At 32.3% G+C, this 20148-nt stretch carries 21 protein-coding genes and 2 tRNA genes; 8 read left to right on the top strand and 15 right to left on the bottom strand.

All coding sequences use genetic code 11. From position 1 onward, the window contains the following. Window positions 1–9: 9 nt before the first annotated feature. Both DMB68_RS06750 and DMB68_RS06745 read right to left on the bottom strand, forming a co-directional pair. Entirely contained in the window at window positions 10–585 is a 576-nt protein-coding gene (locus tag DMB68_RS06750) for a DapH/DapD/GlmU-related protein (protein WP_110345852.1), read from the bottom strand. Between the two features lie 111 nt (window positions 586–696). Further along, entirely contained in the window at window positions 697–1524 is an 828-nt protein-coding gene (locus DMB68_RS06745) for an AraC family transcriptional regulator (protein WP_110345851.1), read from the bottom strand. 239 nt (window positions 1525–1763) lie between these two features. Here DMB68_RS06745 and DMB68_RS06740 point away from each other — a divergent pair, with 239 nt between their 5' ends. Further along, on the top strand, window positions 1764–2807 hold the full coding sequence (locus tag DMB68_RS06740; protein WP_110345850.1) for an aldo/keto reductase: 1044 nt from the start codon (window positions 1764–1766) through the stop codon (window positions 2805–2807). A gap of 150 nt (window positions 2808–2957) precedes the next feature. Here DMB68_RS06740 and DMB68_RS06735 read toward each other — a convergent pair whose 3' ends face one another. Continuing rightward, window positions 2958–3341 (bottom strand): winged helix-turn-helix transcriptional regulator, encoded by a 384-nt coding sequence (locus DMB68_RS06735; protein ID WP_110345849.1) that lies wholly within the window; start codon window positions 3339–3341, stop codon window positions 2958–2960. 170 nt (window positions 3342–3511) lie between these two features. On the opposite strand from DMB68_RS06735, the gene DMB68_RS06730 reads away from it, so the two are divergent. The 4 genes from DMB68_RS06730 (at window position 3512) to DMB68_RS06715 (ending at window position 5152) form a co-directional block, all read left to right on the top strand. Further along, on the top strand, window positions 3512–3988 hold the full coding sequence (locus DMB68_RS06730; RefSeq protein ID WP_110345848.1) for a hypothetical protein: 477 nt from the start codon (window positions 3512–3514) through the stop codon (window positions 3986–3988). Window positions 3989–4082: 94 nt separating this feature from the next. Next, a complete protein-coding gene (locus DMB68_RS23790; RefSeq protein ID WP_124019399.1) occupies window positions 4083–4259 on the top strand; it encodes a winged helix-turn-helix transcriptional regulator in 177 nt (58 codons plus the stop codon). A gap of 82 nt (window positions 4260–4341) precedes the next feature. Further along, on the top strand, window positions 4342–4782 hold the full coding sequence (locus tag DMB68_RS06720) for a nuclear transport factor 2 family protein (RefSeq protein ID WP_110345846.1): 441 nt from the start codon (window positions 4342–4344) through the stop codon (window positions 4780–4782). Window positions 4783–4867: 85 nt separating this feature from the next. Next, window positions 4868–5152, top strand: coding sequence for a hypothetical protein (locus DMB68_RS06715; RefSeq protein WP_231131591.1), 285 nt, complete (start codon window positions 4868–4870; stop codon window positions 5150–5152). 237 nt (window positions 5153–5389) lie between these two features. Here the strand turns inward: DMB68_RS06715 and DMB68_RS06710 are convergent. After that, window positions 5390–5466, bottom strand: a tRNA-Arg gene (locus DMB68_RS06710). 113 nt (window positions 5467–5579) lie between these two features. On the opposite strand from DMB68_RS06710, the gene DMB68_RS06705 reads away from it, so the two are divergent. Further along, the gene (locus tag DMB68_RS06705) at window positions 5580–6092 is read left to right on the top strand and encodes an adenine phosphoribosyltransferase (protein ID WP_110345844.1); all 513 of its coding nucleotides are present in this window, start codon (window positions 5580–5582) and stop codon (window positions 6090–6092) included. Between the two features lie 35 nt (window positions 6093–6127). Here DMB68_RS06705 and DMB68_RS06700 read toward each other — a convergent pair whose 3' ends face one another. From DMB68_RS06700 to DMB68_RS06690, 3 genes are all read right to left on the bottom strand, one after another. Beyond that, window positions 6128–6724, bottom strand: a complete 597-nt coding sequence (locus DMB68_RS06700) for a 3'-5' exonuclease (protein ID WP_110345843.1) — start codon at window positions 6722–6724, stop codon at window positions 6128–6130. 1 nt (window position 6725) lies between these two features. Beyond that, window positions 6726–8642 carry a DUF294 nucleotidyltransferase-like domain-containing protein gene (locus DMB68_RS06695; RefSeq protein WP_110345842.1) on the bottom strand — a complete coding sequence of 639 codons (1917 nt, stop codon included), beginning with the start codon at window positions 8640–8642 and terminating at the stop codon, window positions 6726–6728. A gap of 336 nt (window positions 8643–8978) precedes the next feature. Further along, complete coding sequence (locus tag DMB68_RS06690) at window positions 8979–9395, bottom strand: hypothetical protein (RefSeq protein WP_110345841.1); 417 nt, start codon at window positions 9393–9395, stop codon at window positions 8979–8981. A gap of 142 nt (window positions 9396–9537) precedes the next feature. Between DMB68_RS06690 and DMB68_RS06685 the strand changes: the two genes are divergently transcribed. Then, window positions 9538–10773: a multidrug effflux MFS transporter gene (locus DMB68_RS06685; RefSeq protein ID WP_110345840.1), complete on the top strand. Its 1236-nt coding sequence runs from the start codon at window positions 9538–9540 to the stop codon at window positions 10771–10773. A 46-nt stretch (window positions 10774–10819) separates the two neighbouring features. On the opposite strand, the gene DMB68_RS06680 is transcribed toward DMB68_RS06685, so the two are convergent. The 8 genes from DMB68_RS06680 to DMB68_RS06645 form a co-directional block, all read right to left on the bottom strand. After that, window positions 10820–11200: a hypothetical protein gene (locus DMB68_RS06680; protein ID WP_110345839.1), complete on the bottom strand. Its 381-nt coding sequence runs from the start codon at window positions 11198–11200 to the stop codon at window positions 10820–10822. 99 nt (window positions 11201–11299) lie between these two features. Beyond that, window positions 11300–12562 (bottom strand): NAD(P)/FAD-dependent oxidoreductase, encoded by a 1263-nt coding sequence (locus tag DMB68_RS06675; RefSeq protein ID WP_110345838.1) that lies wholly within the window; start codon window positions 12560–12562, stop codon window positions 11300–11302. 155 nt (window positions 12563–12717) lie between these two features. Further along, window positions 12718–13242 (bottom strand): GNAT family N-acetyltransferase, encoded by a 525-nt coding sequence (locus DMB68_RS06670; RefSeq protein WP_110346380.1) that lies wholly within the window; start codon window positions 13240–13242, stop codon window positions 12718–12720. Between the two features lie 76 nt (window positions 13243–13318). Then, entirely contained in the window at window positions 13319–14653 is a 1335-nt protein-coding gene (locus DMB68_RS06665) for a DEAD/DEAH box helicase (protein ID WP_110346379.1), read from the bottom strand. A 186-nt stretch (window positions 14654–14839) separates the two neighbouring features. Beyond that, window positions 14840–15517, bottom strand: a complete 678-nt coding sequence (locus DMB68_RS06660) for a metal-dependent hydrolase (RefSeq protein ID WP_110345837.1) — start codon at window positions 15515–15517, stop codon at window positions 14840–14842. 25 nt (window positions 15518–15542) lie between these two features. Then, a complete protein-coding gene (gene menA / locus DMB68_RS06655; protein ID WP_110345836.1) occupies window positions 15543–16505 on the bottom strand; it encodes a 1,4-dihydroxy-2-naphthoate octaprenyltransferase in 963 nt (320 codons plus the stop codon). Window positions 16506–16603: 98 nt separating this feature from the next. Further along, a complete protein-coding gene (locus DMB68_RS06650; protein ID WP_110345835.1) occupies window positions 16604–17437 on the bottom strand; it encodes a 1,4-dihydroxy-2-naphthoyl-CoA synthase in 834 nt (277 codons plus the stop codon). A gap of 744 nt (window positions 17438–18181) precedes the next feature. Beyond that, window positions 18182–19084, bottom strand: a complete 903-nt coding sequence (locus tag DMB68_RS06645) for a LamG domain-containing protein (RefSeq protein WP_110345834.1) — start codon at window positions 19082–19084, stop codon at window positions 18182–18184. Window positions 19085–19697: 613 nt separating this feature from the next. Here DMB68_RS06645 and DMB68_RS06640 point away from each other — a divergent pair. Then, window positions 19698–19778, top strand: a tRNA-Tyr gene (locus DMB68_RS06640). Window positions 19779–20148 lie beyond the last annotated feature (370 nt).

The raw sequence follows: 20148 nt of genomic DNA, 5'->3' as shown, positions 1-20148 counted from the left end.
GTTATTTTGTTAGTTGTCACTTATTGTTTTAATAAATTTTGCAGGAACACCTCCCACAATAGTATTGTCAGGAACATTTTTAGATACTACAGCTCCTGCTGCTACAATTGCATTTTCCCCAATAGTAACTCCGGGAAGAATAGTCGCATTTGCACCTATCCAGGCATTTTTTTTAATATGAATATGACCGGGAATTAGTGAGTGTCTTTGATTAATAGCGATGGGATGCCCTTCGGATAGTAGGCTGACTTTAGGCGCGATAAGCACATTATCTTCTATTGTTATGCCTCCTAATGCCAAAAATGTACAATCGAAGTTGATAAATACATTTTTACCAATACTTAGATGCTTTCCATAATTGATATACAGTGGTGTAAATACAGTTGTATTTTCATCAATTTGAGTATTTGTAATTTGGCTCAATATCATTCGGATTTCATAAGGATTAGAAGAACTATTCATTTGAAACAGTAATTCTTGAGTAGCATATGAGGCTTCCCTAAGCTCATGAGCCTGAGGGGCGTTTGGGGTAATGGTCTCGCCATTTCGCAATCTTTCAAATATATCTGCAGCTCTTACTTTCATTTTTACCTTTTTTTAATATCTCTTTACAATACAAAATTAAAAACAAAGCCTCGCAGTAACTTTACTGCGAGGCTCAAATGTCTTTTCTGAGAAGCTCAGTTTATAATAAATCTAAACTTCTGTTGGTGGCATTCCATACTGCTTTTTAAATGCTGTCGAGAAGTGCGAAGGATTTTTAAACCCAACAGCTACATACACATCATGCACTTTTTTGCCCTCTTCCTTAAGTTTAATATAGGCTACTTCAAGTCTCTTTTTAATCAGCCATTTTTGTGGTGTAAGATTGCTTATTTTTTTAAAATCTCTTTTAAAGGTTGCCAGACTGCGGCCTGTAAAGGATGCTATTTGTTCCATAGACAATTCATCCATATAGTTTTCATTTAGGAACTCCAAAATATCGACTTTCCAAGGTTCTGCAAAATCAAATAGTACAGGATAAAGAAGTTCGCTACTGTTTAATAAAGCATAAATGCCTTCCTGTAATTTTAAATGAGTTATTTCTTCTGTTGGTTTTATATTGCTGTCAAAATAGGGTGTAAGTGATTGAAACAAACTTCCTATAGCTGGTGTAGCTTTTAGCTTAAAAACATTATCATCTGAAACAGGTATGTATTTTGGTAATTGTGATTTATCTATTTTACTGTAAAACTCACGTAGTAGGTTTCTTTTAAAGGTAAGGGAAATGCCTTTGTATAAATCTTCGTCTTTACTGTTCTTATACATTTTCAAACGATGATCTCTTCTTATAAAAGCGCAATCACCTTCTTGCAATGTAATTTTTTTGTCACGATCTTCAATTACCTGCTCTCCGGAATATATATAAACCAAAACATGTTCTGGTGTAGCATGGATGCACTTCTCGCTATAATCAGCAAAACAGGACAGGAAAATTCCTGAATAGCTGAGGGTTTTTAATTTTTCTTCCTGTTTTTGGTTCATGTTGTAGAATTATATGCAAATTTAGAGTTTTGGACGTTAGTTTACTTTACTCTAAGGCTCATTTATAATCTTTTTCTAAAAACAAATACTTTTACCCTCACTTTATTTTAGAAACTATCATAAACATTTAAAAATAAGCTAAATGATAACTAAATAATAATCACTAACCTTTTGTATAGCACTAATATAAAGTAACACTTTAGTAAATACTTTTGTATTTTAATTTAAAAACTAAAAAGATGAATTACAAACTTTTAGGAAAGAGAACAGGCTTACCGGTTAGTGAATTTGCATTAGGTGCCGGAAATTTTGGGCAGGCATGGGGGTATGGCACGGACTCAAAAGAAGCGGATAGAATAGTTTCTTTGTATGCTGAACATGGAGGAAACCTTATAGATACATCGGATACCTATCAATGCGGCGAATCAGAAGAAATTCTTGGAAAAGCAATAGCTTCAAAACGAAATGATCTGGTAATCACTACCAAATATACCAGGGGAATAGTCCCGCAGCAAGCTTTAGGAACGCTTGGTAACCATCGTAAAAATATGGTTCAGTCTGTAGAGGCCAGTCTTAAAAGACTTAATACTGACAGGATTGACATCTATTTTGTTCATCAGGATGATTTTTTTACTCCTATTGAAGAAATTGTACGAGGCCTTGATGATCTTGTACGTGCAGGAAAGATTTTTTACGGTGGCATTTCTAATTTTCCGGCATGGCGGGTTTCTGCAGCTGCAATACTTGCTGATCTTAGAGGATGGTCGGCTGTGAGCGCTATAGAGGTAGAATACAGTCTTCTACAGCGCACTACAGAACGTGATATTTTACCAATGGCGGAGGCTTTTGGCCTTGGAGTTATGGCTTGGTCACCTTTGGCAGGCGGTCTTCTAACTGGTAAATACCGAAAAGGAGAAAGTGGCAGGGCTACTGCGTTTAAAGGCAGTATTCCTTATGAAGGTGATCCTACTGCAGAAACTGTGCTGGATGAATTGTTTTCAATTGCTGGTGAAATTGAGAGTGAGCCGGAATTGGTAGCTCTTGCCTGGCTGAAGTCAAAAGGTGTTATTCCAATTCTTGGCGCCAGAACATATGAGCAGATTCAAAACAATCTAAAAGCCGCTGATCTGAATTTAAATACAATTCAGATTAAAAAACTGGACGAAGCCAGTAAAGTATCTAAAGGTTATCCTCATGATTTTAATAACGCTCTGGAAAACAGAATGGTATTGACAGGAGGAAAAATAGATAAAATAGAAAAACCTCAAATAGTGGTATTGTAATTTGTGTGACTAATACTGTCTTGGTGATGAAGGCAGCAATACTGTTATTTAGTTTTGATTTTAAGCGCTTTGAAGAGTGATATTTATAAAGCCGTCCTATAAATTAGGACGGTCTAAATTATATGTCTAAGACTAACATCATTTTTTATACTAAGATCTGTCTTTTTTGATCTTTTCACGATGCTGCATTCCCCACTTAGTCATGGCAGCAACAACTTCTTCAAGAGTATGGCTGTAGGGTAAAAGCTGATATTCGATTGTTACGGGATATCCCACAGCAACTTTTTTGATGATGAAACCGTTCAGTTCAAGTTCTTTCAATTCACTTGAGAGTACTCTGGCAGAAATTCCGGTAACCTGTCTTTGGAGTTCTGTAAACCTGTTATTGCCTCTGGCCATAGCGATGATGATCATTAATTTCCACTTTCCACCAATGGCGTAGAGGGCGTCACTTACCGCTGCCATCACTCTGTGGCATTCGTCTGTAAATTCTTTATTTACAACAACTTCTTCTGATTCTTTTTGCTCTTTCATATCGAGATTCTTTTTAATTACCTACTAACCTTTAGGTAATAGATAATAAATTGTAAGCAAATATAAATTAATTTTGTCCAGAATAAAAAATAAAACAGAATAAAAAAATAAACACGGATTAAAAGCTTTTCTAAGTTGAGTGGCCCGTCCTGAAAAATTGAAAGATCAATATGGAAATAGAACGAAAAATAGACTCTTCAATCCTGAATTTATATCAGTTAATGCCTTCAACCGGTGAATGGCCTTTTACAATAATGCGTATAGACCGCATGCAGATTAGCGGCCTGCCTATTGAAACCTCATCAGTATCAGAGTGCCTGGTGCTTGTTCTTAAAAGAACGGACTTTGACATAGAAGATATATCCGATTATGCCAAAGACTCAAAGGAGTACGGGGTTGTCCCAACTGCCTACAAACAGGCTTTTGTGGAGAGCTTTGTAAACAAATTTGATAATACACAGGAAATTAATCAGTGGACTGACAATATTACCAGTATGGGCATTGGATTGATTTTTCAATTAACCCGACAGCACAGACTTGAACTAAAGACTCTCAGAACGTTGCTTTATGACCTGGATTTCCATATAGAGTTTGACGCAAAAATGCTGCAGCCATACAAGCTATTTGAAGTTATTGACCTCGAATAGACGTGATAATAAAAATTAATGATTGTATAAAGTTAACAGCCTGATACTAAAAAAGGATAATAAATGGAATTACAAGAAAACACAAAAGGTTCTGATGAAATCTCCCAAGATCCTATCAAAGTCACTTCAGGAACTACAGATCAATGACATCGTTTTTCGAAGTGAATTAAAACAAAATTGTATTGCCATAGAATATGACTTAACTGCCCACGGAAAAATACTTAGAAGCTTGCTGCGTGCTATAGAATGCTGGGGGGATAAAGCATTTTGATCATCTAAAACGAAAAAATTAAAAACAATTACGACATCTATTTTTTAAAGCATGAATTATTTACACTATTAATTATAAAATTATGACACTAGAAATTTTAAACACAAAAGAACAATTAAGAAATTTAATTGATGACTATGCCTACTTAAGTGATGAAAAAAAGATCTCCGAGGTAGTTAATTTATTTACACCGGATGTTGTTTATAAAGCTTATATGGGTGATTTTTTAGCAGGAAATGTTTCAGGAAGAGAAAACATGGAAAAAGAGTTCAATGTACACGCTTCTCATGTTAAAACTTATTTTACATTAAATGGTCAGCATTCGGTAAAGATCAATGGTAATATGGCTACTGGTATTTCATTCACACAAATTAAAATGATTAGGGAAACAGGAGGAAAGGATGTTCTTTCGGATTACAGCGTTAAATATGACGACAAATATGTTTTCCAGGAGGGGAAATGGCTGATAAAAGAACGCATTGGGTATTTTGTAATTGTTGAGGCGAGAGAATTAAAAAATTAATTTTAAAAAAAACATGAAATTAAAAAAAATCACTGCGATTTTACTGACATCATTGACAACTGCAATAATATTTATAAGCGGTCTGATGAAATTTATTCATCTCCCTTGGTCGGTAGCAGGTTTAGAAAAATACAATCCAAGTGTTTTAGGATTAATGGAGATGATATTTGTAGTATTTTTCGCTATACCTAAAACAATGAAAATCGGATTCATTCTGCTTTGCTGCTATTTTGCAGGAGCAATGGCTACCGAGCTTGCAAAAGATGCCTCAATGCTGAATCCTGGAATTCCTATGGTCTTAATCTGGATTACGGCTTTTCTTCGCGATAGCTCAATATTTCTGGGCTCAGCAAAATCGGAAGTCAACTAATTAAACAAGCAAATATGTACTCTAGATTGTTCCAATATTGGTGCTTTCATCCTGTTAGTTTATAACATGCTAAATTTTAAATTTGCTTATTTTTCATGTGAATATTTATTTTTGTAATTTATCTTCTTTTTTTAATGTGATTCTAAAAAAGGAGATAAAAAACAAAAAAGGATTTAACTCATTTGTTAATATATAAAAAAATGGCGTCAATTGTGTTCAATTGACGCCATTCGGCTGTGGTGACCTCGACTGGATTCAAACCAGTAACCTTCTGAGCCGTAATCAGATGCGCTATTCAGTTGCGCCACGAGGCCTTATGTTCTCAGTAAGCTTATTTTTAGTAGCTTTGATGAGTGTTGTTTGCGGGTGCAAAGATAGGAAGAAATGTGAGATAAACAAGCAAAAAAATACATAAAAATAAAAAAAAATGAACTTAAAAAATTATATACGTGATATTCAGGGGTTTCCTAAAGAAGGAATTTTATTTAAAGATATTACTCCACTACTAAATGATCCAATTGCAAGAGAATATTGTCTTGAAATTTTACTTAGTTCTCTAAACGGTCTAAAAATTGATAAAGTAGTAGGAGCTGAAAGTAGAGGTTTTTTCTTCGGAATGTTATTAGCTGACCGGCTCAATGCAGGTTTTGTTCCTGTTCGGAAACCAAACAAATTACCTTTCAAAACTATTTCGAGATCTTACAATCTGGAATATGGGACCGATTCCTTAGAGATGCATGTAGATGCCATTAAAAAAGGAGAAAAAGTTTTAATCCACGACGATGTATTAGCGACTGGTGGAACGGCCAGAGCACTTGCTGATTTAGTTCATGAACTTGGAGGAGAAATTGTTCAGTTTAATTTTTTAATGGAACTTTCTTTTCTAAATGGAAGAGAGAAGATAAAAGAACATTCTATATTTACTGTAATTACTTACTAATTTAAAATAAATTAGAACACTTTTTAAAACCTAACTTATTTAATTCCTAATCGGGATTTTAGTTTTAAAAATAACAGAGCAATTTTATAGGCTTCTTCTGCAGATGAATTTCTGTCGCTTTTTGGAATCTTATATATTTCGCATAAATCATCCAAAGAAAATTGCTTGTCATTAATATCATTTAATTTCCTATACATAACATCAATATCCAACGCTTCATTCTTTAATCGGCCACAGTCTTGTCTTTCTAATGCAGCATTTATCATTTCGATATCAAAATTAATATGATGGCCAACTAGAACTGCATTTCCTAAATAATCTATAAAAGTTTGAAGAGCATCATTTTCCTTAAGCTTTTTCATTTTGCTTTCAATTATAAATTCGTTAGATAAGCCGTTATCATGTAGATATTTATATTGTAATAAAACTGCCTCGAAATTATCCTGAATTATAATGCTGTCATCAACAATTGCAAAAGAGCCCAAAGATAAAATAACATCTTTTATCGGGTTTAGCCCTGAAGTCTCTGTTGATATTACTACATATCTATTTGGTTTAGTTTCAAATTTACTAAGGTAGTTTTTCCAAAAATCAGGATATTCTTTATTGATATTTTTAAGCCAGTCGAGCATATTACGAAAATTGTGTAAGTTGAAATTTACTCTTGATTAACTCTTCCAAATCGCGCATTGGAGTTAATGCATTTTTTAATTTCTCTTTATCTGTTTTAGATAATTCTTTTATATTTATGTATTGGCCGGAATCGTCATTTTTCAATCCTTCAACTGTCCTGAATTTTAATAAGGTCAAAAAAGCTTCCGCGCAACTTAGGTATATCTCAGCATTTTTAGAATCTGAAATAGCTAACTGTTTAAATCTTAAATAAGTGTTTTTTATTCCTTTAATATTTGAACTTAGTATTAATAATCTCGCAGCGTCAATAAGAGGCATTAATGCTCTTGTTTTAATATCAAATTTCATTTTATGAGGACCTTCTTCCTCTAAAATGAATTTTTTGAAAAAACTTAAAGGAGAATTCTTTTTTAAAGCATCATTTCCTAAAAAGTCAAAAAATAATGGGTTATTAATTGCATTTTGAAAGATGACATTTTCAATAGCTTCTTCAATTTTTGGTTCACCAAAAACAATTTCATAATCAAAGAAAATACTGCTTAAATCATTACTATTTTCACCTGGAGTATTCATCCAGCTGTTGTATTGTTTTATCCAGTCAGTCAGCGATTTACACCACAACATGTTACTTCCCATATGTCCATTTGGACAATATTCATAACCTACCTTTTCTAGTAGAGATGTAGTTCTTTTGGCTAATCTTAAAAAATAATCTTTTACTTCTCTGTATTTTTCGGGTGTTACATCTTCAAAAATCAATATACTATCCTGATCGGTAAGTAAAAGTTGTTCTTTTCTTCCCTGACTTCCGATACTTAGCCATGCAAAACGGGCAGGAGGGGAGCCCAGATCTAAAATAGTTAATTCAACAGCCCTTTTTATCAGTGCGAGATTAATTTCGTTGGCAATATTGCATACGTGTGAAATCGTAATGTTTTTTTGAATTGAGTTCTGAATTAAATCAGATAATCGATCCCGAATCTGTTTTAAATCTTTTGGTAATTGCGACCTCTTAATTTCTTTGATTAAAACACCAGGGTTACTGGCTTGAGCTACAATTAAATCATGTTCAGAAATAATTCCCTTAACAACGGATTTATTTGTACCGTCTTTAGTAACACATAAATGCGTCACGTTGTGTTTTAACATTAATAATTGTGCTTCTGCCAAAGAAACATTTTCAATAACAGTAACGACAGGAGACGACATAATTTTATCTATTGTTTCTGTAATTGGGTAACGGCCTGTAGCAATTTTTGAAGATAAATCAGCATCCGTTAAAATACCTATTGGATTGTTATTTTCACAAACAACAATATTATCAACCATAGAATCCGTCATTAAAATGGCAATATCTTTTACAATTTTATCTGCTGTAGTTGTTAGTGGTGAATTATTATAGCTGAGGGACTGGATATATTGCATTTCTGATTGTGTATCCGAATAAAATCCGTTATCAGGAATCAATTTATTAGAAGAGTTTACATTGTCTTTCGTATGACGTGAATTAATCGCAAAACTCTCCAGTAAAAAATTTAAAACGTCTGAATTATTTGCCACAAATGGTCTAAAAACAGCAATAGGAATTGCATAAACAATACTTTCTTCACGTGCTTTTGCTGTCATCATATAATTGTTTTTTGCAAAAAATGGACGTAAACCAAAAATATCGCCTTCATGACATTTGTTTATAATTGTTTCTTCAGCATCTGCAATCGTTGTAAGATTAATGATTCCTGAGGATACCACATAGAAACTATCATGAAGTACATCGTTATTTTGAAACAACACGGCATGTTTTTCTAAATTTATTACACGGATATTAGTTGCAATATTAAAGAGTTCCTGAAATGTCAAATTATCAAATGGCGGATATTCTTTTAAAAAATCCGCAATATGTTCAGCAATTGTATTCATAGTAAATTTAATATAGTCAAATGTAAAAATAATAAAATAATAAATCACTATCTCATATTCTAATGGTAAAACAATTGTTTTATGCAATTCTTAATTTTCTCTTAAAATTTTGATCAATGTAAGGATTAATTTTTTCTATTTTGTTCATTATCTTGTCTTTAATGTTTTTTATTTGATAAAATTTCTATTAGTGTATATTTATTTGTCCGGTGAAGATTAATAATGAGGACTATTGAAATAATTAAATTTTCTATTTTACATAATATAAATTATAGTTCAAATGGAGTCAATAAAAAAAAGCATCATATTTTGATGCTTTTTAATGAACTGAGTTTTTTAAAGCTTTTTAGAATACACAGCCTTACCATTTAGGGAAACTTCAATTTCGCCTTTTTCTTCGTAAAAGGTTGTTCGTAATGCATTTCCTTTAAAAATTGTAATATCTCCATAAACTTTTCCTGCTTCAGCAGATATGTATTCAAATAATAATTTTTTATTATCTGGTTCAATACCTAATTTATAACTGGAAAATTTCGTTCCTTTTAAGTTAAACTGCTGTTGTGAATCAATTATTTTGCCATCAGCATAAAAATTCGTGATTGTTTTGTTTAAAGTAATGTCTGGATAATACTCATTTACTTTTGTAAGCAAAGCGTATTGCGCTACATTTGCATCTTCTTGTTTTGAAGTGATTGTTTGAGCAAATGAAATTGTTGTAAAAATAAGAGCTAATAGTAAAGTGAATTTTTTCATAATTTAAATTTTAAAAATTAAAGTTTCAAAACATTTTTGAAAACTTATATAATAACCATTTTTTGCATAAAAAAAATTATTACTCCAAACAAGGTAGTGAATTATTATCTTTAAACGAAATTTTAAGCAATATTTTAATAAAATGACAACAAAAAAATACATTAAACTTATTCTGATTTTAGGTTCTTTAACAGCACTTGGTCCTTTTTCAATTGATATGTATTTGCCAGGGTTTTCGGGAATTGCGGCAGATTTAAACACGACTGTTGCAAAAGTTTCCATGAGTTTATCAAGTTATTTTATTGGAATTTCTGCTGGACAATTGCTTTATGGGCCTTTATTAGATCGGTTTGGGCGAAAAAAACCTTTGTTTGCTGGTTTGCTGGTTTATATTTTAGCGTCTTTAGGATGTGTGTATGTTACAAGTATTGATGCTTTTATATTCTTGCGTTTTATTCAGGCTGTTGGAAGTTGTGCTGCAACCGTGGCTTCAGTTGCAATGGTAAGAGATTTATTTCCTGTAAAAGATATTCCTAAAGTTTTTTCTTTATTAATGCTTGTACTTGGTCTTTCTCCAATGCTGGCACCAACAATTGGTGGTTATGTAACTGAAGATTATGGATGGCATGTCGTATTTTTGATATTAATGTGCATGGGAATTGCGATTCTGGCGGCGTCACAAATAGGTTTGCCAAACACTTATAAGCCTGATACTTCAATTTCGCTGAAACCTAAACCAATCATTTCTAACTTTTTAAAAGTGTTGAAAGAACCTCAATTTTTTACTTATGCATTTACCGGTGCTGTAGCTTTTTCTGGATTATTTTCATATGTAGCGGCCTCTCCTATCATTTTTATGGATATTTATCATGTAGACGCCAAAACATATGGATGGATTTTTGCTTTTATGTCTGTAAGTTTTATTGGATCAAGTCAATTAAATTCAGTTTTATTAAAGAAGTTTACCAGTGAACAAATGATATTCAGTGCTTTGATAGCTCAATCAGTAATAAGTATTGTTTTTTTAATTCTTTCTTTGAATAATCTTTTGGGATTGAATGAAACAATTGGAATGCTGTTTTTATTTTTAGGATGTTTAGGTATCTCAAATCCAAATACTGCAGGACTTACATTGGCTCCTTTTGCTAAAAATGCAGGAAGTGCTTCTGCATTAATGGGTGCTATTCAGCTTGGTTTAGGGGCTTTGGCATCTTTTGCTGTCGGAATTTTTGTTAAAAATTCAGTAGCTCCAATGGTGGCTATCATGACTGCAACAACCATTTTGGCATTTATTATTTTGAATATAGGAAAAAGTTTTATCAAAGAAAAAATCGAAGTGTCTTCTGGTTCTGGAAATGATGGTTTAGCTGGTCATTAATTATTTTAATAAAATACAAATCAAATTAAACTCTGGATAACATGTTTCAATATAATTTATCTAAAATAATTTCTTTAGGAATTAAATCATTGCCACTTCTTTTTGAAAATTGCAAAGCTCCTTCATTTACATATAAAACGCCACTTGCAGAATGCCCGTCTTTGGTTTTGAATTTTATTTGAGCTTTATCGCCAAGTCTGTAGACGTATCCTGAAATATCCATAGTTCCGGAATTTAATTCTTTATTATCGCTAATAACTTCTGCAATTCCAAAAATCTGATAATATGACTGTGCAATTTTAATGGTAAAAATGTACTCTTTTTTACAATCTTTACAATTTTCATTACTCCAGGTTCCTGTAAATTGATTATGCTGTGAATATGATTTTAATGAAATTAATACGAGTAGCAAAAAAAGATTTTTCATAAATAGTTTTGTTCAAATATAAATAAAAAGCCTGTGGTTTCTGAGTAACAAAAACAATTTTAGATATAAAAAAACCGGATTTTGAAATCCGGTTTCGAGTTATGCTTGCTTTTTGTCTGGTCTGATTATCATTCTAAGTGATTGATCTCTTGCGAAATAGGCTATCATCCAATTGTAAAAGGTTTTTAATCTATTTCTGTAGGTGATAAGCGAAATTAAATGAATAAATAACCAGATGATCCAGGCGAAGAATCCTTTGAAGTGCCATTTAGGACTCGGTAAATCTACTACGGCTTTATTTTTACCGATAATAGCCATTGATCCTTTGTCATTGTATATAAAAGGTTTAAGTGGTTTATTTTGAATTGAAGCTTTAAAGTTTTTTGCCAGATTTACACCTTGCTGAATTGCAACCTGTGCTACCTGCGGATGGCCGTCAGGAAAATTTTTATCAGCGGTTAATATAGCAGTATCACCAATAGCGTATATGTTTTCTGTAGCATTCACTTTATTGAAAGCATCAGTAGCCATTCTTCTTCCACGGCCATAACTTTCAGTTGGCATTCCTTCAAAAATTTTAGCAGTAACGCCGGCAGCCCATATTAAGTTTTTGGTTTTAATTGTTTCTCCATTTTCAAAATATACGGTGTCATCTACATAATCAGTTACTTTGCTGTTCAATTTAACAACAACACCTAATTTTGTAAGCGCTTCCAAAGTATCTTTTTGAGAAGCTTCGCTCATTGGTGCTAACAACGCATCTCCTCCATCAACTAAATAAACATTACTTGCGGTAGTATCTAATTCTGGATATTCTTTTAATAGAATGTTTTTTCGCATTTCTGCAAACATACCTGAAACCTCTACTCCTGTCGGTCCTCCACCTGCTACCACAATCGTTAATAATTTACGGCGTTTACGGATTTCTTTGCAAATTGCTGCTTTTTCCAGATTTTTAAGCAATGTATTTCGCATTACGATGGCATCATTTAAGGTTTTCATCGGAATGGCATTTTTCATTACATTTTCCATACCAAAATAACTTGTTTCTGCGCCTGTTGCAAAAACCAAATGGTCATATGATAATTCACCATTACTTAAAATCACTTTATTTTCTGCGGGAACAACAGATAATAGTTCGCCTAAACGAAACTGAAGGTTTTTTTTACCTGCAAAAAACTTCCTAAAAGGATAGCTGATACTTGAAGGCTCTAAAAAAGCCGTAGCAACCTGATATATAAGTGGTGGAAAAAAATTGTAATTGTTTTTATCTACAAGGGTTACTTGTATTTCAGGATGATTGAGAAGTTCTTTTGCGAGATTTAACCCTGCGAAACCACCTCCAATGATGACTATATTCATAATATATTGTATTTAAGACTTTTGTGCAAAAAATATTCTGTTTACATTACTTTATAAATTTAACACTAATAATTTCAAGTACAAACTCATCTTTGAGATTTATTTTTAAAATTATAAAACTAATATGAATTGAATTTCTTTCTATGAATTTAGCATTATTTGGTCAATTGTAGCTTCATCATAATATCTGTTTGCTCGTCATTTCCTAATTTGAAAATGTGTTTGTCAAATTCGACGAAACCATTTTTCTCATAAAATTTTATTGCCCTTTGATTTTCTTCCCAAACACCTAACCATACATATTCTGATTTTTTATGGTTTGCTATTTCTATCGCTTTATTATAAAGTAATTGTCCCACACTTTTTCCGTGAAACTCTTTTGATACATAAATACGTTCTATTTCAAGAGCCTTATTATCTTTTAATTCGGTTTGTGATACTCCAAAATTTATTTTTAAATAACCAATTACCTTGTTTTCCAAAATTGCAAAGTAGAATTCAGAATTTTCATCTGTAAGCTCGGCTGTTAGTTTTTCGTTGGAAAATCCTGTTTCAAGATAGCTTTTCATATTGTCCTCAGAATTTGATTCTGAAAATGTTTCCTGAAAAGTCTGCCTTCCAATTTTCTGCAATTGATCAATTTCTTTAATCGAAATCTTCTTTATGTCTATATTATTAATCATTTTCAATGTTTTTGTATCTCTAAATACTAAGATGTTTTGATTAAATTAGAATTACACTACCATTAGCATAAATCTACTTTTTAAACTTTTTAGCAGGTTTTTCAGTTATTTCAACTTTATTTTGTAAAACGTAATTTGCCATTAATTTTTCAATTAATTCGTCTTTTGTCAGGTGATGAAAAACAGTTTTGACTTTTGTCTTTAATTCATTTGAGATATCGTGATTTGGTTTGGTTTTGAAGATTTGTTTCGCCCATAAAAGTGTATTATTTTCTTCTAAACTTACAACAGAAGGTTTTTTGAATTCAGTAAATTTCAAACCTAATTCTCTTTCAAATTCAGGAATTTCAATCACTTCTTCTTGCTGTAAAACAGTTAAAGAAAGTCCCTTTGCTCCTGCCCTTGCCGTTCTTCCGCTTCGGTGAACATAGTTTTCGTAAGTATCAGGCAAATGATAATTTACTACATAGGAGATTTCTTTTACATCTATTCCTCTGGCGGCCAAATCGGTTGCTACTAAAATATTGATATGTCCTTCACGAAATTGTTCCATAATTCTGTCACGAATGCCCTGTGATAAACTACCATGAAGTGCTCCTGATGAAAAACGATTTATAGCGAGGTTTTTAGCTAATTTATTAACTGCAGCTTTGGTTTTGCAGAAAATAATTCCGCGTTCTCCCTCTTTTGAGTTTAAAAAGTGCATTAAAATATCTAATTTTTCAATTGGATCCACTACAATATATTCATGATCTATTCCCTGGTTTCCAACCGTTTCCATGTTTGCACTTATCTGAACTACATTTTTGCTTAAGTAGTTTTGAATTAGCTGTTTAATGGTTCCTGGCAATGTAGCGGAAAACAAAATAGTACGATGTTTTTTAGGAAGTTCAGCAATGATTTCATCTAAACTTTCTTTTAGAATTGAAACCATTTCGTCCGCTTCATCTAAAACCAAATATTGGGTTTCTTTTAAATCAATTGCTTTTCGCTGAATCAGATCAATTAAGCGTCCGGGTGTTGCGACAACAATATGTGTTGGACTTGTGAGTCTTTCAATTTGAGGTTTTATCGGGATGCCGCCACATGTTGCTGCAATTGAAATGTTTGAAATATGTTTTGAGAAATTTTGCAGATTCTTAAAAATCTGCTGTCCAAGTTCTCTTGTAGGTGCTAATATAACAGCCTGAACAATGGGAGATCTTGTGTCAATCAATTGTAGTAATGGCAATCCGAAAGCAGCTGTTTTTCCTGTTCCTGTTTTTGCTAAACCTACCAGATCGTGGGCTTCAGATAAAAGCAGCGGAATTGTTTTTTGCTGAATTTCTGTTGGCTCAGCAATGTTTAATTCGTTTAATGCTTTTAAAATTGGTGCTGAAATTCCTAATGATTCGAATTGTTTAGACATTGTTTTTGTTTTATTTTGGATTTTGTCACTGATTATAGAGATCAAAAAAAATATGGAATTTCTTATGAAAACTAAAGCCTTAGCCCTGATGGGAACGGCATCCTTTTATGCCGGTCCCGATAGCTATCGGGAGGCATAAAAGATATAGTGTACAGCAGGAAATAGCTCCTTATTTTTATTATGCTTTTATAGTTCGATTGATTCCCCGATTTCGAGAAGCATCAAATCTTTTCCTTTGTCGAAAAATTTACGGATAGATTCTTCATGATTGATTTCGATATACCCGAAAGTATCAAAATGATACCCTAATATTTTATCACATTCTATGAAATCAGAAGCGATAATGGCATCTTCAACATCCATTGTAAAATTGCTTCCGATTGGTAAAATTGCCAAATCTAATTTCGTACGCATCGGAATTAGTTTCATATCCATTGTTAAGGCTGTGTCGCCTGCAATATAGATGTTTTTATGTTCGCCTTCGATAACAAAACCTCCCGGGTTTCCTCCATTGCTGCCATCAGGAAATGAACTGGAATGAACTGCGTTAACATATTTTACTTTTCCGAAGTCAAAATTCCAGCTTCCGCCATGGTTCATCGGATGTGCTTTTAAACCTAATTTGGCATAATAGCTGGCAATTTCGGCATTTGAAACTATAGTGGCTTCTGTGCGATTTGCAATTGCCTCAACATCCAGGACGTGGTCGCCATGTGCATGGGTGAGCAAAATATAATCGGCTTTTAATGTGTTTATATCAATAGCCGAAGCTAACGGATTTCCTGTAATAAAAGGATCGACAATAATATGCTTTCCTCCTACTTCAATTCCTAAAGATGCATGACCGTAAAATGTAATTTTCATTTTATAAAATTTTAAAGTGAAACAATTATCTTCCTCCTAAAAATAGATTTACAATAATATCAGAAATCAAGGATATCATACAAATGGTTAATAATACAGAAAGTAAAAAAGTACTAAGTGCCAGTTTTTTTAATTCAGGGTCTAAAAGCTTAGGGTTTTGATTTTTAGAAACCGTAATTAAATGTTTGGTTAAAGGTATGTAAGCCAGCAAAAACAAATATTGATCGAAATTATAATTGCTTAAAATTGCAAAAACAATCACCAAAAGCATGGCTGTAATAATTATAGAAAAATGGTAAATTTTTGCTTTTGGCCCGCCAATCTGAACTACAATGGTGTTTTTTCCTGATTTTCTGTCTGATTCCTCATCACGCATATTGTTAAGGTTTAAAACGCCAACACTTAATAACCCAATTGAAATGGCCGGTAAAATCAAAAGCGGATCAACTTCTTTTGAATATAAAAAATTAACCCCCAAAGTACTTACCAATCCGAAGAATACAAAAACAAAAGCATCTCCAAAACCTCTGTATCCATAAGCTGAATTACCAACTGTATAACGAATAGCTGAAGCAATTGCTGCAATTCCGAGTAATAAAAAGAAGATTGAATATCCAAAATTATTTTCTCCAAAAGCAAAATAGATTAGTATAATGGCAGATAAAAGTGTTAATAATGCAGTGATTATAATGGCCTTTTTCATAGCCTGCGGCGTAATTACACCACTCTGAATAGCTCTTAGAGGCCCTACCCTATCAGCATTATCAGTACCTTTGACTCCGTCTCCGTAATCATTCGCAAAATTGGATAAAACCTGTAAACCAAGCGTTGTTAAAAGTGCAAATCCAAAAATCTTCCAGCTAAATACTTCTGTTGGGGTATTGATGGTTTCTGTCGGGTTTGATAAAGCGTAAATACTTCCTACGATGATTCCGGAAACTGATAAGGGTAATGTGCGCAATCTGGCGGCTTCAATCCAATGTTTCATTCTGTTTTTTGTTTATTTTTGGTTTCAGGTTTAAAGTTTCAGGTTTTTACATAACGGCGTATGACCTTAAACTTAAAACCTTAAACAATTTTATTAATTTATGGCAACCATTTATTCTCGCCAAAATTAGGCTTTCTTTTTTCTAAAAAGGCATTTCTTCCTTCTTTTGCTTCTTCTGTCATATAGGCAAGACGGGTTGCTTCACCGGCAAAAACCTGTTGGCCAACCATTCCGTCATCAGTTAAGTTCATGGCAAATTTTAGCATTTTTATAGAAGTCGGGGATTTTTGAAGGATTTCCTGAGCCCATTCGTATGCAGTGGTTTCTAACTCGTCATGCGGAATTACGGCATTGACCATTCCCATTTCGAAAGCCTCCTGAGCAGAATAATTTCTTCCTAAAAAGAAAATTTCACGTGCTTTTTTCTGTCCTACCATTTTAGCCAGGTAAGCAGATCCGTAACCACCGTCAAAACTGGTTACATCAGCATCAGTTTGTTTAAAAATAGCATGTTCCTTACTGGCAAGTGTCATATCACAAACCACATGTAAACTATGTCCACCGCCAACTGCCCAGCCCGGGACAACAGCAATTACTACTTTTGGCATAAAGCGGATCAATCGTTGTACTTCAAGTATATTTAATCGATGCTGGCCGTCATCTCCAACATAACCCTGATTCCCACGTGCATTTTGATCGCCTCCACTGCAAAAAGAATATATTCCGTCTTTTGTCGAAGGACCTTCTGCTGAAAGCAAAACTACTCCTATTGAAGTGTCTTCCTGAGCATCGTAAAAAGCCTGATATAATTCGGAGGTTGTTTTTGGGCGAAAAGCATTTCTAACATTAGGTCTGTTAAAAGCAATTCTTGCTACTCCGTTACATTTTTTGTAGGTTATATCTTCAAATTCTCGGGCCGTTATCCAATCCATATTTCTATTTATTTTGTTTTAAATAATTATAGTGTAAAAATAAACCATTTTTACATTTTTACCTACTCAATTCTTTGTAAGTCTTTTTTCTGAACCGGATTCAGGAAACATTTGGATGGTAAAAATAAAAAATAACACTTTTTAACACTTGGGTTTGAAAAAAAATAAGTAATTTTACATACTGCAAATCAATAAGATACATTTTATTTATTGGTTTGAAGATTGATTTTCTTTCACTGATTTATTAACCTAAAAAATGACTTTTTTTGAGAAAAATTAAAAAACTTGTCGCTCATTTTTTTATGGTTTTTAATTATAAAACAAAAAACAATGGGCAAATGATTTATTCATATGTTTCAATTACAAGAAAAAGATAGTAACACCGAGGGTTAAATAGTAGAATTGTTTATTCAGTTTATTAAAGAAGATTACGAAAATGAGAATTAAAATTGAAAACTTTCTATAAATATAGTACTAAACCAAAGGGTCAGCCGTGAAATTGATTGATTGTTTTTGAAATAATTGAGTTGATTATTTAAAAGACATACGTTGAAAAAGTAAATCTTAAAATTCGTAAAATTTTTACTTTTTAAAATACATTAAATTAAAGATTATTTTATTTCTGTTTTTTTTTAATTACAATTTTTTAAAACTAGAATAAAAAAGAGGAAGGCTATTCGTAAAGAATAGCCTTTCTTGTTCTCTCAACATACATACCGAAAAAAAAGTTTACTGGTAAAAACTTTATTTTGATGTAATTTTTTTAGTTGGTAAATTGGTGATTTTTAATAAATATGTACCTTCTGGAAGCTGATTTATATTTATTTCCTGCGTATTATTACTTAATACTTTTTGACCCTGAGAGAATATTTCTACTTTTTTTGGATTTAAGGCGGTGGACTTTGTAATTGAAGCTACTGTCTCTGAATTTGTTTTTTCAGTTTCCTTTTTAGTAACAGTGTTTTCTTTTGAATCTGCAACATTAACAGGTTGTTTTGAAGCATTATATAATTCAGATATTTCCTGATCAGACAGGGCGACATTATAAATTTTCAAATCATCAAAATCAGCATTGATTCCTATTGTTGTATTAATTTCCCCTAAACGGAATATTGTTCCTTGCGTATCACGCGACATACCCTTTATATATTTTAATAATTCACCATTTCTGTATGTTTTTGAAATACTGCCATCAAAAACAACGCTATATTGATACCATTTGTCTTTGCTTAAAGGAATATTAACTATAAGGTCATTTGAAGCGCCCCATCCCGCTAAACTTAAATCAGAATTTGGAGTTGTTGTGGCTTGCTGTAGAAGTCCAAAATATTGAGCGTTATAAGCTGAACCATATCCCCAAATATAATTTGGAGATGATATGTCATTCATTTTTACCCAAATAGTCACAGTTCTTGGAGCGTCATTTTGCGGAAGATTATCAATTACAGCTTCTAAGGCCTTATTTGTTAATCTTTGTGCACTTTTTTCATTTCCCATTCTATCTGCTACATAATTTTCTGTTCCTGTAAAAGATATTGTATTTTCTGTATTATGTAATGTTCCGTTAAAATTGAATTCCTGAATTGGTATCTGGGCGTATATATCTGCTGATATAACTATTATTAATGTAAGTAATATTTTTTTCATGATGTTCTATATTAAAATATTAATCATTTTAATATTACTAAAATATGTTTAAACCAATTCTAAAGGAAATTTACTCGATAAATGACATAAAAAAACCGATCAAATACAGGAAAAGAACGGGTTAGATAATCTTGTTTTCGTTTTTTTCTTATTATATTTATTGAAAATTTGATTTTTTTAAAATAAAAAGCACTATTCTTACGTATAAATACGGTTAATTCAATAAATTAACTTTTGTTTAAATTCAAAAGTTTTTTTTATAAAAAAGCTTTCTGTGAATAGCTAAAAACTCCTCCTATTTAAGATCTATATACCTTACTTTAATTATTAACAGATATTTTCTGCAAAAAAAACTTAATATCTAATCAGGAAAAATACAAGATCAAACGCTTAATTTTATTTTTGACCTCAACTATTGCGGCAAAAATGACAAAGAATTACCTAAAGAGCATCTTAAAAATATAAAATTTTCAAAAATCTCATTTATTATTTTATTCACTACCAATGAATTAAAAAATAACTTAAAATTAAGTTCATTTTTTGTTTGCAAACACCAAAAACGTTGCTATATTTGCAACCGCTTAGAACAACAAAGCGCAACAATGCTGAGATCGGGGAGATACTCAAGCGGCCAACGAGGGCAGACTGTAAATCTGCTGTGTGAACTTCGCAGGTTCGAATCCTGCTCTCCCCACGGAAAGTCCAAAAGAATGAAAAACTAATCTTTTTCATTTATTTAAAAAGACTAAAAAAAATTAATTTAAACCAGTAAATCCAACGATTTACTGGTTTTTTTCTTTTAAGACCTTTTTGCATTCTTTTTAAAAGTACCCAAAGTAAAAGGTGCAGAATCGGTGCAGTTTTGGTTACTGCCAGTGGCTGAGCGTTTTATCAAAAACGCTGAAAACTGAACTGGTATGTTATAATCAAATATAAAAACAGAAAACAAGCCGAAAAATCAATTCAAGACTATATTGAAAATTTTTATAATATAGTAAGATGACTTGGTAATCTGACAATAGAGGAATTTCTAAACTTATGGAAAAGCCTGATGGATCATAAAA

The organism is Flavobacterium hydrophilum (assembly GCF_003202405.1).
GTDB classification, from domain to species: domain Bacteria; phylum Bacteroidota; class Bacteroidia; order Flavobacteriales; family Flavobacteriaceae; genus Flavobacterium; species Flavobacterium hydrophilum.
Note: the sequence above shows the minus strand (reverse complement) of the source record. Positions and strands in the feature narration are given on the sequence as shown.